14 protein-coding genes are annotated in these 14378 nt (G+C 72.3%); 4 read left to right on the forward strand and 10 right to left on the reverse strand.

Annotation, left to right across the window (positions count from 1 at the left end):
• Positions 1–60 precede the first annotated feature (60 nt).
• Both JK359_RS36425 and JK359_RS36430 read left to right on the forward strand, forming a co-directional pair.
• Positions 61–198 carry a hypothetical protein gene (locus JK359_RS36425; RefSeq protein WP_201843920.1) on the forward strand — a complete coding sequence of 46 codons (138 nt, stop codon included), beginning with the start codon at positions 61–63 and terminating at the stop codon, positions 196–198.
• A gap of 105 nt (positions 199–303) precedes the next feature.
• Positions 304–576 carry a DUF6059 family protein gene (locus JK359_RS36430; RefSeq protein WP_201843921.1) on the forward strand — a complete coding sequence of 91 codons (273 nt, stop codon included), beginning with the start codon at positions 304–306 and terminating at the stop codon, positions 574–576.
• A 30-nt stretch (positions 577–606) separates the two neighbouring features.
• On the opposite strand, the gene JK359_RS36435 is transcribed toward JK359_RS36430, so the two are convergent.
• The 10 genes from JK359_RS36435 to JK359_RS36480 form a co-directional block, all read right to left on the reverse strand.
• Positions 607–1197: a malonic semialdehyde reductase gene (locus JK359_RS36435; protein ID WP_201843922.1), complete on the reverse strand. Its 591-nt coding sequence runs from the start codon at positions 1195–1197 to the stop codon at positions 607–609.
• 62 nt (positions 1198–1259) lie between these two features.
• Entirely contained in the window at positions 1260–2273 is a 1014-nt protein-coding gene (locus JK359_RS36440) for a 3-oxoacyl-ACP synthase III family protein (RefSeq protein WP_201843923.1), read from the reverse strand.
• A gap of 209 nt (positions 2274–2482) precedes the next feature.
• Positions 2483–3652 carry a hydroxymethylglutaryl-CoA synthase gene (locus tag JK359_RS36445; RefSeq protein WP_201843924.1) on the reverse strand — a complete coding sequence of 390 codons (1170 nt, stop codon included), beginning with the start codon at positions 3650–3652 and terminating at the stop codon, positions 2483–2485.
• A 3-nt stretch (positions 3653–3655) separates the two neighbouring features.
• On the reverse strand, positions 3656–4717 hold the full coding sequence (locus JK359_RS36450; RefSeq protein ID WP_201843925.1) for a hydroxymethylglutaryl-coenzyme A reductase family protein: 1062 nt from the start codon (positions 4715–4717) through the stop codon (positions 3656–3658).
• Entirely contained in the window at positions 4714–5805 is a 1092-nt protein-coding gene (fni, locus tag JK359_RS36455) for a type 2 isopentenyl-diphosphate Delta-isomerase (protein ID WP_201843926.1), read from the reverse strand. The genes JK359_RS36450 and fni overlap by 4 nt, the downstream gene beginning before the upstream one ends.
• Complete coding sequence (locus JK359_RS36460; RefSeq protein ID WP_236679017.1) at positions 5802–6947, reverse strand: phosphomevalonate kinase; 1146 nt, start codon at positions 6945–6947, stop codon at positions 5802–5804. The genes fni and JK359_RS36460 overlap by 4 nt, the downstream gene beginning before the upstream one ends.
• Entirely contained in the window at positions 6944–7993 is a 1050-nt protein-coding gene (gene mvaD, locus JK359_RS36465; RefSeq protein WP_201843927.1) for a diphosphomevalonate decarboxylase, read from the reverse strand. Before mvaD ends, JK359_RS36460 begins: the two co-directional genes overlap by 4 nt.
• Positions 7983–8963 carry a mevalonate kinase gene (mvk, locus tag JK359_RS36470; protein ID WP_307788436.1) on the reverse strand — a complete coding sequence of 327 codons (981 nt, stop codon included), beginning with the start codon at positions 8961–8963 and terminating at the stop codon, positions 7983–7985. The genes mvaD and mvk overlap by 11 nt, the downstream gene beginning before the upstream one ends.
• Positions 8964–9542: 579 nt before the next feature.
• Positions 9543–9728: a MerR family transcriptional regulator gene (locus JK359_RS36475; protein ID WP_201843928.1), complete on the reverse strand. Its 186-nt coding sequence runs from the start codon at positions 9726–9728 to the stop codon at positions 9543–9545.
• Positions 9725–10351 (reverse strand): hypothetical protein, encoded by a 627-nt coding sequence (locus JK359_RS36480; protein WP_201843929.1) that lies wholly within the window; start codon positions 10349–10351, stop codon positions 9725–9727. Before JK359_RS36480 ends, JK359_RS36475 begins: the two co-directional genes overlap by 4 nt.
• Positions 10352–10697: 346 nt before the next feature.
• Here JK359_RS36480 and JK359_RS36485 point away from each other — a divergent pair, with 346 nt between their 5' ends.
• On the forward strand, positions 10698–12818 hold the full coding sequence (locus JK359_RS36485; RefSeq protein ID WP_201843930.1) for an FAD/NAD(P)-binding protein: 2121 nt from the start codon (positions 10698–10700) through the stop codon (positions 12816–12818).
• On the forward strand, positions 12815–14254 hold the full coding sequence (locus JK359_RS36490; protein ID WP_201843931.1) for a nitrosuccinate lyase: 1440 nt from the start codon (positions 12815–12817) through the stop codon (positions 14252–14254). The genes JK359_RS36485 and JK359_RS36490 overlap by 4 nt, the downstream gene beginning before the upstream one ends.
• The last annotated feature ends 124 nt before the right edge of the window (positions 14255–14378 follow it).

Below are 14378 nucleotides of genomic sequence, written 5' to 3' on the forward strand. Positions count from 1 at the left end.
CCGACGGCCCGTACAAGCCCGACCACTACCGCTACTGACGCCAACCAGCAGGAGGAGCACGTGTACGACACCAAAGAGGAGGCCGGCAGGCTGTCGGACGAACTGACGGACCCTTCACCCTCCACACCGCCCCTGCGGCTCGCCGGGACCGACGACGACGAGTGGTGGGAGCCCCACGTCGTGCGCGGCATCGACTGACGTACCGGACCGGCAGCGCGACAGCGGTCGTTCTCCACTGATCCACGAGCGGACCTTGCGAATCTATGGAGGAGATCACGAGCGAAGGGACAAAAGGGGGCGGGCATGAAACGGTTGCTTCGGGGTGGTCGTCGGGCACTGGCGGACTACGTCGTGCGACGACTCTGGCAGTCCCTGGTGGCCTTCGGGGCCGCACACGACCCCTTCGTGCACCACGCCGGAGAAGAGCAGCCGCCGCGGCAGCGGCCCGGAGGGCCACCGCTCGCCCACCCCGAGCGACTGCGCGAGGACGTTCCGCTCTCCAAGGAGGAGCTGCGGATCCTGCGCGAGGTGTGGCCGGCGTACTACGCCGAACACCGCGCCACCGACAGCAGGTGAGGTGCCGGCAGCAGCCGGCACCGACCGGTGTCAGACGGTCGTGAAGACCTCCTCGAAGCCGAAGCGGGGAGCACGCTCGCCCCAGGCGCCGGGACCCGGCCTGCCGATGTTGACGACCAGCAGCGGGGTGTGGTCGTCGTCCAGGAACTCCGCCTGCACGCCAGGGAAGTCGAATCCGTCCATCGGCCCGGCGGCCAGGCCGGCCGCACGGACGCCGATGATGAAATACGCGGCCTGCAGGACGCCGTTGAGCCGGGCGGACCGCTCCCGGACCTCCCGCGAGGCGAAGACGACATCCTTGGCCTGCGGGAACACCGGGAGCAGCCTGGGCAGCTCCTCGTGGAACTCGTTGTCCGTGGACAGGATCGCCACCAGCGGGGCGGCGGCGGTCTTGGCCTGGTTGGCCGGGGCCATGTGCTTCACCAGGCGCTCACGGGCCTCGGCCGAGCGGACCAGGGTGATGCGCAGCGGGCACTGGTTGAACGCGGTCGGACCGTACTTGACCAGGTCGTGGATCGCCTGGACCTGCTCGTCGGTGACCGGCTCCTCGGTGAAGGTCTGAGGGGTGCGGGCCTCGCGGAACAGCAGGTCCTGGGCCGTGGGGTCGAGGACGAGTGACATGGGTGAAACCTTTTCGGTGGAAGTGGTCGTCGGCTGGTGAAGCGGTCCCCGTGGCCGGCCCTTCACCACTGGACCAGGGCGAAACTCGCGGCCATGCCGCCGCCGAAGCCGGCCATGAGGACCAGCTCGCCCGGGCGGATGCCGCCCGCGCGGACGGCCGCGTCCAGGGTGATCGGGATGGAGGCGGCTCCCGTGTTGCCGTAGTGCGTCACGGTCCGGTGCATGGTGGCGTGCGGCAGGCCCAGGTCGGTGAAGACCTCGTCGAGCATGACGCCGTTGGCCTGGTGCGGGATGAAGTGGTCGATGTCCTGGGGCTCGACACCGGCCTCGTGGAGGAAGCTCTTGACCAGCTGCGGAAGCTGCTCCACGACGAACCGGCGCACCTCGCGCCCCTCCATCGCGAAGTACTGCAGCCCCGCGTCGAGGCCGGCCTGCTCCAGGGGCTGCCGGCTGCCGCCCGCGGGCACCCGGATCAGGCCCGACAGTTCGCCGAACGTGTGCAGCGCGACATGCCGCACGACCGGCCCCTGGTCGGTCGTGCCGAGCACCATCGCACCGGCGCCGTCCCCGAACAGCACGACCGTCCTGCGGTCCGCGGGGTCCAGGATGCGCGAGTACACGTCCGCGCCGATGACCAGCGCGTAGCCGCCGCGGCGCAGGATCACGCTGCCGACCGCGGAGAGCGCGAACACGGTGCCGGAACACACCGCGTTGATGTCGAAGGCCGCGGTGCCGGACGCACCGAGGTTCTGCTGGACGTAGGCCGCCGTCGGCGGCTGCGGCCGGTCCGGCGTGGACGTGGCGACCGCGATCACGGACAACTGCTCCGCGGTGATGCCGGCCGACCTCATCGCGGCCCGGGCCGCGGCCGTGGCCAGGTCCGACGTGGCCTGGTCGGAGGCGGCCCAGCGGCGTTCGCGGATCGCCGTCTTGCGGGTGATCCAGGCGTCGTCGACACCGGCAGGCGCACCGACTTCGTCGTTCGAGACGATCCGGTCCGGCACGAAGGCTCCCGTGCCGACGATCCTGACGTCCCGTATGGGGCTGCCCGTACGGAGGATCGTTGCGTCGTCCATGCGGATGCCCTCCCCTCACATGGTCTGTGAAAACAGCTGCACGGCCGGCGGGTGGCCGGCCGGGGCGGGCCCGCGGGCGGCCGGCCCGTGCGGGGCCGCCCGCCTGACACGGGCCCGGCAGCGCCCCGACGGGGCGCGGACGACTGCGCGACGGGCCGCGGGGTGCCGCGAACGGCCGGCGGGCCGTCGCGGCGCTTCCCGCGGAGCGTTCAGCGCTTCTGGTAGATGCGCTTGTGGCCGCTGATCCCGGCCAGCCGGTAGGGACCGGTGGTCTGCGCGGGGTTGGAGTGGTCACCGCCGTCGGCCGGGAGCTTGTGCTCGTGCAGCGTCCGGTACTCGGCGTGGTCGACGGTCTTGCGCCGGTCGATCGCCTCGCGGTTGGCCTCGGTGCGCAGGTGCTCCCGGTACCCGGCGACGACGGTCCCGGCGAAGAACTCGGCGACGGAGCCGGAGCCGTAGCTGAGGAAGCCGATGGGACGGCCGGTCAGGTCGTCGGCCTGGTCGAGCAGCGCGGCGAGACCCAGGTACACCGACGCGGTGTAGCTGTTCCCGATCACGGTGTTGTAGGCGGTGGTCTGCCCCAGGGCGGCCGCGATGACGTCCTTGTCCGTGTCGTAGCCGCAGTAGTTCAGCAGGTGGCGGTGGGCCTTGTAGGCCATCTTGGTGAACGGCTGGTGGTAGCAGAACGCGGCGAACTCATCCAGCGAGCGGCCGCCCTGCTCCTGGTAGTCCTTCCAGCTGCCCTCGACGGCCTGCAGGTAGGCGCCGATGGACTCGTGCCCGTCGACCAGGGCCGCGTCCCGGTAGTTCGGCCGCCAGAAGTCCATGACGTCCGCGGTGAACAGGCCGGAGGGGTCCTCGATGCGCACCAGCGCCGGGTCCACGCCGACCAGCATGGCCACCGCCGCCGCGCCCTGCGTGGCCTCGCCCGGGCTGTCCAGCTCGTACTTGGAGACGTCACTGGCGATCACGAGGACCTGCTGGGCGGGGTCGCGCCGGACCAGGCCGATGGCGAACTGCAGGGCCGCGGTGGCGCCGTAGCAGGCCTGCTTCAGCTCGACGACCCGGGTGGCGGACGACAGCCCGATCAGCGAGTGGACGTAGATGCCGGCCGCCTTGGCCTGGTCGATCGACGACTCCGTCGCGAAGACGACCGTGCGGATCCGGTCGGTGCCGTGCCGGGCGACGATCGGCGCGGCGGCCGTGGCACCCAGGGTGACGATGTCCTCGTCGGCGGCGGGCACGCTCATCGACTCCTGGCCGATGCCCACGTGGTACTTGCCGATGTCGGTGCCGTTGTACGCGGCGAGCGCGGTGTGCGGCAGGACGTACTCGGTGGTCGCTATCGACAGATCGTGGATTCCTATGGAGATGGACATGCCCTATGCACCAACCTTTGCGGTCTTGTTGTCGCGTTCCAGCTGGACGTGCGCGCGCATGAGTTCGCCGGGGTTCGTCTGTGCCGCGAGCAGGGAGAGTTCACCGCACAGCACCGTCGCCGCGGCGATGACGGCGAGCCGGCGGGCGTTCTCCCCGGGGGCGCGGTCGGCCCGGCAGCCGAGCCGGTTCAGGTTCGTCTCCACGAAGCCGAGGCCCTTGCCGTTGCCCACCGTGCCCACGATCAGGTTCGGCAGGGTGCAGGCGAAGTAGAGGTCGCCGTCGCGGTCCTCGGCCATCACGACGCCCTGGGAGCCCTCGACGATGTTGGCGGCGTCCTGGCCGGTGGCCAGGTAGAAGCCCAGCAGCATGTTGGCGAAGTGGGCGTTGGCCGAGCGGATGCCGCCGGCGAGCAGGGTGCCGAGCATGTTCTTGCGGATGTTCAGTTCGACGACCTTGGCCGCCGTCGTGTGCAGGACCTTCTCGACCACCTCGCGCGGCACGAGCAGTTCCGTGACCACGTTCTTGCCGCGGCCGAGGATGCCGTTGATCGCGGTGGCCTTCTTGTCCGTGCAGTAGTTGCCGGAGATCGAGCCGTAGGAGATGCCCGGGACCGTCTCCAGCAGGTGCTTGAGGAGCACGTCGGAGGCGAGGGTGGCCATGTTGTGCCCGGAGGCGTCGCCGGTGGAGAACTCGAAGCGGATGAACAGCAGGTTGGCGTTGATCTCGTGCCGGATGTTGATCAGCTGGGCGAACCTGCTGCAGCCGCGCACCACCTCGCGCAGCTCCTCGATGCGCGCCTCGATGGCCTGCGCCGCGGTGTACGCGGTCTGTGCGTCCGTCGCCTCGACCAGGACCGAGCGCGTCATCCGCTCGTCCACGAGGGTGGCGACGATGCCGTTCTCGGCCAGCATCGAGACCTTCGCGCCGCGGCCCACGGACGGCCACAGCGGCGACTCGTAGGTGGCGAGCGGAACATGCGTCTCGGTCTGGGCGACGTTCCCGGAGATGCGGACGGGTCCCACCCAGCGCATCGGGACCCCGGCTATGGCGTGCGTCTCGGTCATCGCGTGCTTCCCGTCGTCTCGTGGAGGGTCTCGGTGGAGCTGGAGCGCCGGGCCAGCGGACCCGTCTCGATGCCGCGGTCGGCGCAGAAGGACCGCAGCGAGCCCTGGATCAGCACGTCACAGCGGCGCAGGTCGGCGGGGGTGCGCGCGCCGAGCATCGTCTGCAGCGCGGCCAGCTGGTCCAGCCAGGTGGTCAGCTGGGAGATCAGCGCGTCCACGCCCCCGTCGAGCAGGGTCCGCAGGAATCCTCCGGACGCGCCGACACCGTTGGCGCCGAGCGCCAGGGCGCGGGCGACGTCGAGCGGGCTGCGGACGCCGCCGGAGGCGAGCAGGGGCAGGCCGGCGCCCTGCGCGTCCAGCAGGCAGGCCGGTGCCGACTGGCCCCAGCCGTGCAGGAAGGCGTACTCGCCCAGCTCCCGCCGGCCGTTCTCGATGCGGGCGAAGTCCGTGCCGCCCCGGCCGCTGACGTCGGCCACGGCCACACCGAGGTCCTTCAGCGTCTCCACGGTCTGCCGGCTCAGACCGTTGCCGACCTCCTTGACGATCACGGGGACGTCGACGGCCGCCGCGATCTTCTCGATCTGCCCGACCCAGGCGGAGAACGAGCGGTCGCCCTCCGGCATCGCCGTCTCCTGCGCGGTGTTGACGTGGATCTGCAGGGCGTCGGCCCGGATCAGCTCGATGGCGCGCCACACGTTCTCGACCGTCGCCGTCGCGTTGACGTTGGCCATGACGAACCCGTCCGGGTTGTTCTCGCGCAGCACGCTGAACGTGCCCGCGCACGACGGGTCCTTGAAGTAGGCGTTCATGGATCCCGAGGCGATCGGCACCCCGGTCTCCCGGGCGGCGACGGCCAGGTCCCGGTTGATGACACCGGTCTTGGCGCTGCCGCCGGTCATCGCATTGATGTAGATCGGCACCGGCCAGGAGATGCCCGCGAAGGACGTGGCCAGGGACACGTCCGGGCGGTCGATGCCGGCCAGGGCGTGGTGTACGAACGACACCTCGTCGAACTGGTTGATCCCGCGGGGGGTGTCCTGCTGCTCGATGGCGAGCCGGACGTGGTCGTCCTTGCGTTGAGCGCTCATTCCTCGATCCCTTCCAGGGCGGGACGGATGGGCAGGGGCAGCACCCCGGCCGTGGCCCACCGTTGCCGTACTTGTGAGATGTCCCGTGACGCCTCGGCGTCCAGCAGGGCGATACCGCAGTCGCCGCCTCCCGCCCCGGAGGGCTTGGCCGCGCCGCCGACCGCCTCGGCGGCGTCGCACAGCCGCGTCAGTCTGTCCGTGAAGATGCCGAGCCCGACCTCGTCGTCCAGGCGGGCCAGTTCCTGCCGGGCCGCGCGGATCTGCCGCAGCAGGCCCTCGCCGTCACCGGCCTCGAGCGCGGCGGTCGCCGCGCGCACACAGCCGTTGGTGGTCTCGACGAACCTCTCGTGCGAGGCGGTGCCCCGCCATGGCTTGCGGTGCAGGCCGGACACGAGGGACGCGGTGGAGGCGGGCTCCCCGGTCCAGCCGACCTCCAGCGACAGTCCCGCGGGCGACGGCAGCCGGCGCACCGAATGCCCCGGCCAGGGTGCGCCGATCGTCCGGTCGACCCCGACGCGGCGGGCCAGGTCCAGCACGAAGGCCCGGTCGGGTGCCTGGTAGGCGATCCAGCCGCCCCAGGTGCTCGCGGCGAGGTCACCGCCGGAGGCCTTGGGGTCGACCCGCGCCGTGGCGAGCAGGGCCAGCCGGTAGCGTTCGTCGTCCGACAGCTTCAGACCGGCGAACGCGGCCACCGCGTCGACGGTCGCCACGGTCACCGCGCCGCTGGAGCCCAGCCCGTACTTCCTGCCGTTGTCGTGGAGCCGGCTGCTGACCGAGACGCCCAGTGGCGTGGGCTGGGACATTCCGCGTTCGGTCAGCAGCCGGCCCACGGTCTCGATGGCCGACACCACGTGGGTCAGCCCGCCGCGCGCCCGCCCCCCGTCGTCCGCGCCGCGCACGACGAGCCGGCCGTCGTGCCAGCGCCAGGGCACCGCCCCGGGGCCGAGGTCGGAGGAGATCACGACATCGGCCCCACCGGCGTCGGAGCCGGCGTCGGAGCCGGCGTCGGAGACGGTGACCGTGATGTGCCGGTCGACCGCCACCAGGATCGCGGGGTTGCCCGGGTCCACCACCGCGTACTCGCCCGCGACGAACAACTTGCCCGGCGCCTGCCGGGCAACCGTGCGCTGCGGCGTCATCATCCGTCCCCGCCCAGCAGGTGGGCGCCGCGCCCGGGCCCGGCGACGAGCACCGTGCCGTCCGGTACGGCGTCGCGGACGGCGTCGGCGACCCGCGGCGCGTCCGCGCGACGGCACAGCACCTTCACGTTGGGACCGGCGTCCATGGTCGCGTAGGCCGGCACGGAGTCCTGCCTGAGCTGGAGCACACGGTCGAGCACGGCGACCGTGGCCGGTGACAGGTACCGCACCGCGGGACGCGCCGCCAGCATGGTGGCGTGCATGCCGAGCGCGTTGCGTTCGGCGATCTCGCCGACCGCCTCGAGGTCGCCGCGGCCCAGCGCGGTGCGCATGTCGGCCAGATCCTGCTTGCTGGAGTCGGCCCACGGCCGGTACAGCGGCGAGGTGTCGACCGTGCGCCGCATGGCCTCGCGGCTCGAGACGGCCTTGGGACCGGCGTTGACCACGGCGATGACCAGCGCGGGGTCGATGTCCGCCGTGGGCACCGGCTCGGCGTAGGAGCCGAGGTCCGCCTCCGCCGCCGTACCGGTGTCCGGGCCGGCGTGCCAGACGGCGAAGCCGCCGAACACCGACCGCGAGGCCGACCCGGAACCGCGGCGGGCCAGGCGGGACAGCGCGGTGGCGTCGAGGTCGATCCCGTACGCGGCGGCGGCGGCGACGGCCAGGGCGGCGAACCCGCTGGCGGAGGAGGCCAGGCCCGCGCCGGTGGGCACGGTGTTGCGGGTGTCGACGACGGCCCGGTGCTCCAGCCCGGACAGCTCCCGCACCAGTTCGAGGAACGTGGTGATGCGGCGGCCCGCCTCACCGGTCGCCCGGTCGCCGTTGAGTGTCACCTCGTCCTGCTCGGCATCGGGGTCGAGCCGGACCCGGGTGGTCGTCGGGAAGACGTCCAGAGTCATCGACAGGCTGTCGGTGCAGGGCAGGATCAGGCGTTCGTCGCGCTTGCCCCAGTACTTGATCAGCGCGATGTTCGGGTGCGCGACCGCGGTGGCGCCTGTCGCGGTCTGTCCCGACGGTCGCGGCACGGTGGTCGATCGGTCACGGAGCATGGTTGTCGAGCCCCTTCAGCGGTACCAACCAGGTCTGTACGGCGCCGGCCTCGTGCAGACGCCGGGTGACCTCCCGGGCCCGTTCGGGCAGGGTCAGTGCGATCAGGCAGCCGCCGAGCCCACCACCGGTGATCTTGGCGCCGAGGCTGCCGGCGTCGAGCGCGGCGTCGACCAGCGCGTCGATCCGGTCCGTGCTGAGCCGGGCCGCACGCAGCAGTGCGTGGTAGTCCGTCATCCGCGTGCCGAGTTCCTCGGGTTTGCCGTCGGCGAGGGCCTGCCGGGCCGCCTCGGTCAGCTCCGAGGCCCGGTCCACGAACCTCTCCTGCGCACCGGCATGACGGCGGAACCCGTCCCGCAGCAGCTCGACCGCTTCCTTGGTGCTGCCCAGGTCGCCGCTGTCCGCGACGATGAACAAGCCCTCGCAGCCGAGCCTGAGTTCCTCGGTCCGTCCGGGCCGGAACAGCAGCGGACGGCTCGCCCCGACGGTCATCGCATCGACGCCGCTGGCCTTGCCGTGCGCCATGTTCTCGGCCGTCTGCACCAGTTCGAACGCCGCCGTCTCGGTCAGTTCACGGCCGAACAGGTCGGCGAGGGCGAAGGCGATCGCGCGCGAGCTGGCCGCGCTCGAGCCGAGGCCCCGGCCGTGCGGGATCGCGCCGTCGAGGATCACGTCGAGGTGTGTCCTGCCGGTCACGCCCATGCGCGCCTTGAACTCCGCGGTCAGCCGGCGCAGGCCGTCCGAGGCCTGGGTGACCAGCGCCCGTGCGGGTGAGCCGGTCATCGTGTACGACAGGTCGCTCTGGCCGTCGGAGGTGTGGAAGGACCACCCGGCGCTGGCCGTCACCGTGAGCTGCGGGATCGGAAGTGCGAGCGCCGGAGCTCCGTAGACGACCGCGTGTTCCCCCAGCAGGATGGCCTTGGCGTGGGCGCGGCCGATGCCGACCGAGCGAGCCCGGTGGCTTTCTGACACCCCCTCCGCTGAGGTCGGTAGAGTCAACGCACTCAGCTCCCTTTTTCTTTTCTGCATGGTGATCGCATGGTCATGGGGATCGATCGTCCAAAGTTCTCGGATGGAATGAGGCAGGACGTCGCGGCAGCACCCAGAAGGCGATTGATCGGATGCGGAAGAAAGCGGGTGCCGTGCGCGCGGGAATCCGGTCCGCAGGGCGCTGAACGGGCGGGCACGGCACGCGATCCACTGCCCCATGGCTATTTTTGGGCAGGGTAGACGTGGGTAGATAGTGACACGGGTCGGACTCCACGCCAACACCGCGCCGGAGTGACCTGGGTCACCCGCACGGAAAGTGCTGGCACATAAGCTCGGGACGCGCAATCGAGCGAAATTCCAAGGGAATTCGAGCCGGTACCGAGAGTCTCACGGTCGAAGACACCGGAGGCGGGCGGGGACCGGGAATCGCGGCACTGCGGCCGGCGCGCGGGGCCATGGGCGCAGAAGACCGGAAGCCGCCCCGGACATCCGGGGCGGCAGGGGGCACGCAGGGGGACCGCGTGCCGGGGAAGGGGCCCGGGGGAGGGGCCCGGGACCGGGTCAGTGCCGGCGCTGCAGGGCGATCTCGGTGAGTTCCTCGATGTCGAACTCCGAGCGGCGGTGCGGCGCGCCGTAGCGCGTGATCTTCCCGCGGCTCACCCACTTGCGGATCGTCGCCTCGGACACCCCCACGGCGAGTGCGGCCACCTTCGTGGGGACGAGCCGGTGGCTCGGGGGCTTGATCATGCGTTGACACCCTTTCGCTGCCGCTCCATGAGCTTCCTGAGACTCAGCCACTCGCACACTTCCCATGAATGTCCTGAAGAGCAGGTGATGCTGCTGCCCGCACCCGCGCCGCGCTGCGGGGAGGCGCTGATCGTGCCCGGGCAGTCGTCCACGACGCAGTGCCGGACGGGCGTGTGCAGCTCTCGGGGCTCGGGGTCGATGGTCCGGCGCAGCTCGGCGACCAGGCCCTCGATCTCGTCCGCGAAGTCGACCGCCGGCGCCTGGCCGGCCAGCCACTGGAGGTTCAGGATGAGAAAACGCGCCAAGGAAAGCACGGTACGCGGCGGTGCAGTGGCCCCGAGCTTTTCCACGACCATTCCCGACCACGACTCGAGAATGGTCACGATGTTGTGGCGGGCGTCCAGCACGGAGACGTCCAGATGGTCCTTCCTGCGGCTCCCCGAGACCTTGGTCGGGTTCGTCCGACGGCCCGTCGGAGACACCTGGTAGAGGCATTCCTGGTAGAGGCCGGGGAGCGCGTGCAGGTTGTGCTCCACCGTCTTGATGCAGGGAACGCAGAGGACGGATCCGGCGGCGGCGTGGTTTTCCTGAGTGTGGTTCCTGGGACATGGCTGAGACTTCATCGAGGCTCCTTCACGAGGCGTCTCGGCCCCGCAACCGCTGTGCTTCACCTGGGATATCCCGTGCCGATTGCGGCAGTCGTTTCCGTGCTCCGGTCCGGTGACACTGGTGCGCCCCGCCCCGGCGAACGCTCCCATTACCCGACGGGCGACTCGAGTCCCGATACAGCATCGTTCGGAAACCTGCCCGGTGAACTGCCCCGGACCGCCTCTCAAGGCCGTTTCCACCCGGAACCGAGCTTCGGTTGAGCCCCTGCACGGACGGTGGCCGGAGGAAGGAGGAACTGTGGACGGTACGCACGGAGGCGAACGCGCAGTGAGCGTCGAACTCCCCGCAAGGCCGCTCGTCATGACGGCCACTCAGTTTCGCCCGGGTGAGGCTCTTCCCCCCGGAGCACCAGGCACCGCCCGCGCATCCGCCGAACCGGCCGGGAACGGCACGGCGGCACACCTGGAGGTGTGCCTCGTCGGCGCCGGCCCCCGGGGCCTTTCCGTACTGGAACGGCTCTGCGCGCAGGAACGGAAGTCGCCCCGCTGGGACACCGTCACCGTGCACGTCGTCGACCCGGATCCGCCGGGCTCGGGACGGGTGTGGCGCCCCACCCAGTCCCGGCACCTGCTGATGAACACCGTGGCCTCCCAGGTGACGGTCTACACCGACGCCAGCGTCCGCATCGACGGTCCGCTGGAGGAGGGGCCGAGCCTGCACCAGTGGGCCAAGGCCCTGGAGACGGGAACCCTCGAGGACGTCCCGGAGGGCGGCTACGGCGAGCAGATCGTCGCCGAGGCACGCGCACTGGGCCCCGACACCTATCCCACGCGCGCCCTCTACGGCTCCTACCTGACCTGGGCCTTCCAGCGGGTCGTGGCGCACGCCGCCGCACACGTGAGGGTGCGCACCCACGCCGTACGCGCCGTCGCCCTCGAGGACGCCGACGCCGTGGCCGGGCCCGCGGGCCCGCAGACCGTCACCCTCGAGGACGGCACCCGGCTGAGCGGCCTCTCCGCGGTCGTCCTCGCCCAGGGCCACGTGCCGGTCCGCGCCTCGGACACCGAGCGGCGGCTGACCGGCTTCGCCGCCCGGCACGGACTGACCTACCTGCCCCCCGCCAACCCGGCGGACGTGGACCTGTCGGGCATCCGCCCCGGCCAGAGCGTGCTGCTGCGCGGGCTCGGCCTCAACTTCTTCGACTACATGGCGCTGTTCACCCGCGGCCGGGGCGGTGTCTTCACCCGGGTGGACGGCCGGCTGGTCTACCGTCCCTCGGGCCGCGAACCACGCCTGTACGCCGGCTCCCGGCGCGGGGTGCCCTACCAGGCGCGCGGCGAGAACCAGAAGGGCGCCCACGGCCGCTACTTCCCCCGGCTGCTCACCGCCGGGTACATCGCGTCGCTGCGCGCCCGGGACACCCGCAGCGGGGCCATCGACTTCGCGGCCGACCTGTGGCCGCTCATCTCCAAGGAGGTGTGCGCCGTCTACTACGCGGCCCTGCTCGCCCAGCGCGGCGAACCGGGCCCCGTGACGGAGGAGTTCACCCAGCGGTACCTGGACGCCGAGCCGGGCCCGGCCGAGGACTCGCTCCTCGACGCAGCCGGCATCGGCACGGCCGAACGCTGGGACTGGGAGCGCGTCGCCCGCCCCTACGGCAGCCGCTCCTTCGACGACCTCGCCGCCTTCCGCCGCTGGCTGCGCGGCCACCTCGACGACGACGTCCGGCTGGCCCGCCAGGGCAACGTCAGCGGACCGGTCAAGGCCGCCCTCGACATCCTGCGGGACCTGCGCAACGAGCTGCGGCTCGCCGTCGACCACGGCGGCCTGACCGCCGACTCCCACCGCGACTACCTCGACCGCTGGTACACACCGCTCAACGCCTATCTGTCCATCGGCCCGCCGACGTCCCGCATCGAGGAGATGGCCGCGCTCATCGACGCCGGGATCCTCGACGTCACCGGACCCGACCTGTCCGTCACCGCCGAACCCAACGACCCGCTCGGCCCCTGCTTCATCGGCACCTCCGGCGCGATAGCGGACGTACGGATACGGGCCACGGTCCTCATCGAGGCCCGCCTGCCCGAGATCGACCTGCGGCGCACCGCCGACCCGCTGATGGCCCAGCTGCTGCGCACCGGGCAGTGCCGCCCGTACCGCATCCCCGGCGGCACCGCCGGCACCGGCGCGGACTACGAGACCGGAGGGCTCGCCGTGACCGAGCGGCCCTACCACCTGATCGACGCCCGGGACGAACCGCACCCCCGGCGCTTCGCCTACGGGGTGCCCACCGAATCCGTGCACTGGGTGACCGCCGCGGGCATCCGCCCCGGCGTCGGCTCGGTCACCCTCGAGGACTCCGACGCCATCGCGGCGGCGGTCCTCGCCGTGCCCGGGGCGACCGCACCGCCGCCCCCGGCCGCCGCCGCGGCGCTGCCCGCGGCCACCGTCCCGCTCACCACCGCGAAGGCAGGCGCATGACCTCCCCGCAGGAACCTCCACGGCCCGCAGCCCTCCCCGGCCACCTCGACGCCGGACTGCTCTCGCCCGTACGCGCGGGCACCCCCGTCGAGGCGGCCGTCGGCGACAGCGCATGGCTGCAGGCGATGCTCGACGCCGAGGCGGCCCTGGCCCGAGCCCAGGCCCGGTGCGGCACCGTGCCGGCCCACGCGGCCGAGGCCATCACGGCCGCCGCCCGCGCCGAACTGCTGGACGTACGGGAAGTGGCCCTGGCCGCACGGGAGACCGCCAACCCGGTGGTCGGCCTGGTCAAGGCGCTGACCACGGTGGTCGCCGAGCGCGCCCCGGCCGCCGCCGAGTACGTCCACCGCGGCTCCACCAGCCAGGACGTCTTCGACACCGGGGCGATGCTGGTGGCCGCCCGCGCGCTGCGCCTGATCGTCGCGGACCTGCGGGACGTCGCCGAGGCCCTGGGCGGTCTCGCGGCCACCCACCGGGACACCGTGATGGCGGGCCGCACCCTCGCCCTGCACGCCGTCCCCACGACCTTCGGGCTGAAGGCGGCCGGCTGGCGGCAACTTGTCCTCGACGCGGCCGAGCGCCTCGAGCGCATCGCCGACGGGGGGCTCCCGGTGGCGCTCGGCGGCGCGGCCGGCACCCTGGCCGGCTATCTGCAGTACGCGGGGGAGGGCGCCGACCCCGCGGCCGTGCTCGGCGAACTCGGCGCCGCCTTCGCCGCCGAGACCGGCCTGGCCGCCCCCGTACTGCCCTGGCACGCACTGCGCACCCCCGTCGCCGACCTGGGGGCCGCCCTCGCCCACACGACCGGAGCCCTCGGCAAGATCGCCGCGGACGTGCTGGTGCTCACCCGCACCGAGATCGCGGAGGTGGCCGAGCCCTCGGTCGCCGGGCGGGGAGCCTCCTCGGCGATGCCGCACAAACGCAACCCGGTGCTCGCCACCCTCATCCGCTCCGCCGCCCTCCAGGTGCCCGCGCTGGCGACCGTCCTGATGCAGTGCCTGCCCACCGAGGACGAGCGTTCGGCCGGCGTCTGGCACGCCGAGTGGCAGCCGCTGCGCGAGGCCCTGCGGCTCACCGGCGGCGCCGCGCACACGGCGGTCGAACTCGTGCGGGGGCTGACGGTGCACCCGGCACGGATGCGCGCCAACCTCGCGGCGACCGGGGGGCAGCTGGTGTCCGAGCGGGTCTCGGCCGTCCTGGCCCCGCGGATCGGCAGGACGGCCGCCAAGGAACTGCTCACCAGGGCCTCGTTGCTGGCCGCCACGACCGGCCGCCCGCTGGCCGCCGTACTGGCCGAACTCCCGCAGCTGGCCGGCGTACTGAGCCGCGGCGAGGCGGCCGCCCTGCTCGACCCGGACCGCTACACCGGTGTCGCCGGCCCCCTGGTGGACCGGGCGCTCACCGCACCGGACCGCACGCCCACCGGGGCGCCCTGACGGCTCCCCGTGCACCCGCCCGCTCGAGACGGCCTCGGGACCCGCTCGAGCCCCCCTCGAGCCCCGGTTCCGGACCGCCCGAACCCCTGCCCCCCGGACGGCCCCTTTGCGCATGATGCAAGGA

This window comes from Streptomyces actinomycinicus (assembly GCF_016741775.1).
Taxonomy (GTDB): domain Bacteria; phylum Actinomycetota; class Actinomycetes; order Streptomycetales; family Streptomycetaceae; genus Streptomyces; species Streptomyces actinomycinicus.

Coding starts and splice junctions, on each gene's coding strand:
- JK359_RS36445 (WP_201843924.1), bottom strand. CDS start 3,652: ATGTCCATCTCCATAGGAATCCACGATCTGTCGATAGCGACCACCGAG.
- JK359_RS36430 (WP_201843921.1), top strand. CDS start 304: ATGAAACGGTTGCTTCGGGGTGGTCGTCGGGCACTGGCGGACTACGTC.
- JK359_RS36485 (WP_201843930.1), top strand. CDS start 10,698: ATGACGGCCACTCAGTTTCGCCCGGGTGAGGCTCTTCCCCCCGGAGCA.
- JK359_RS36475 (WP_201843928.1), bottom strand. CDS start 9,728: ATGATCAAGCCCCCGAGCCACCGGCTCGTCCCCACGAAGGTGGCCGCA.
- JK359_RS36490 (WP_201843931.1), top strand. CDS start 12,815: ATGACCTCCCCGCAGGAACCTCCACGGCCCGCAGCCCTCCCCGGCCAC.
- JK359_RS36435 (WP_201843922.1), bottom strand. CDS start 1,197: ATGTCACTCGTCCTCGACCCCACGGCCCAGGACCTGCTGTTCCGCGAG.
- JK359_RS36440 (WP_201843923.1), bottom strand. CDS start 2,273: ATGGACGACGCAACGATCCTCCGTACGGGCAGCCCCATACGGGACGTC.
- fni (WP_201843926.1), bottom strand. CDS start 5,805: ATGAGCGCTCAACGCAAGGACGACCACGTCCGGCTCGCCATCGAGCAG.
- JK359_RS36460 (WP_236679017.1), bottom strand. CDS start 6,947: ATGATGACGCCGCAGCGCACGGTTGCCCGGCAGGCGCCGGGCAAGTTG.
- mvaD (WP_201843927.1), bottom strand. CDS start 7,993: ATGCTCCGTGACCGATCGACCACCGTGCCGCGACCGTCGGGACAGACC.
- JK359_RS36480 (WP_201843929.1), bottom strand. CDS start 10,351: ATGAAGTCTCAGCCATGTCCCAGGAACCACACTCAGGAAAACCACGCC.
- JK359_RS36450 (WP_201843925.1), bottom strand. CDS start 4,717: ATGACCGAGACGCACGCCATAGCCGGGGTCCCGATGCGCTGGGTGGGA.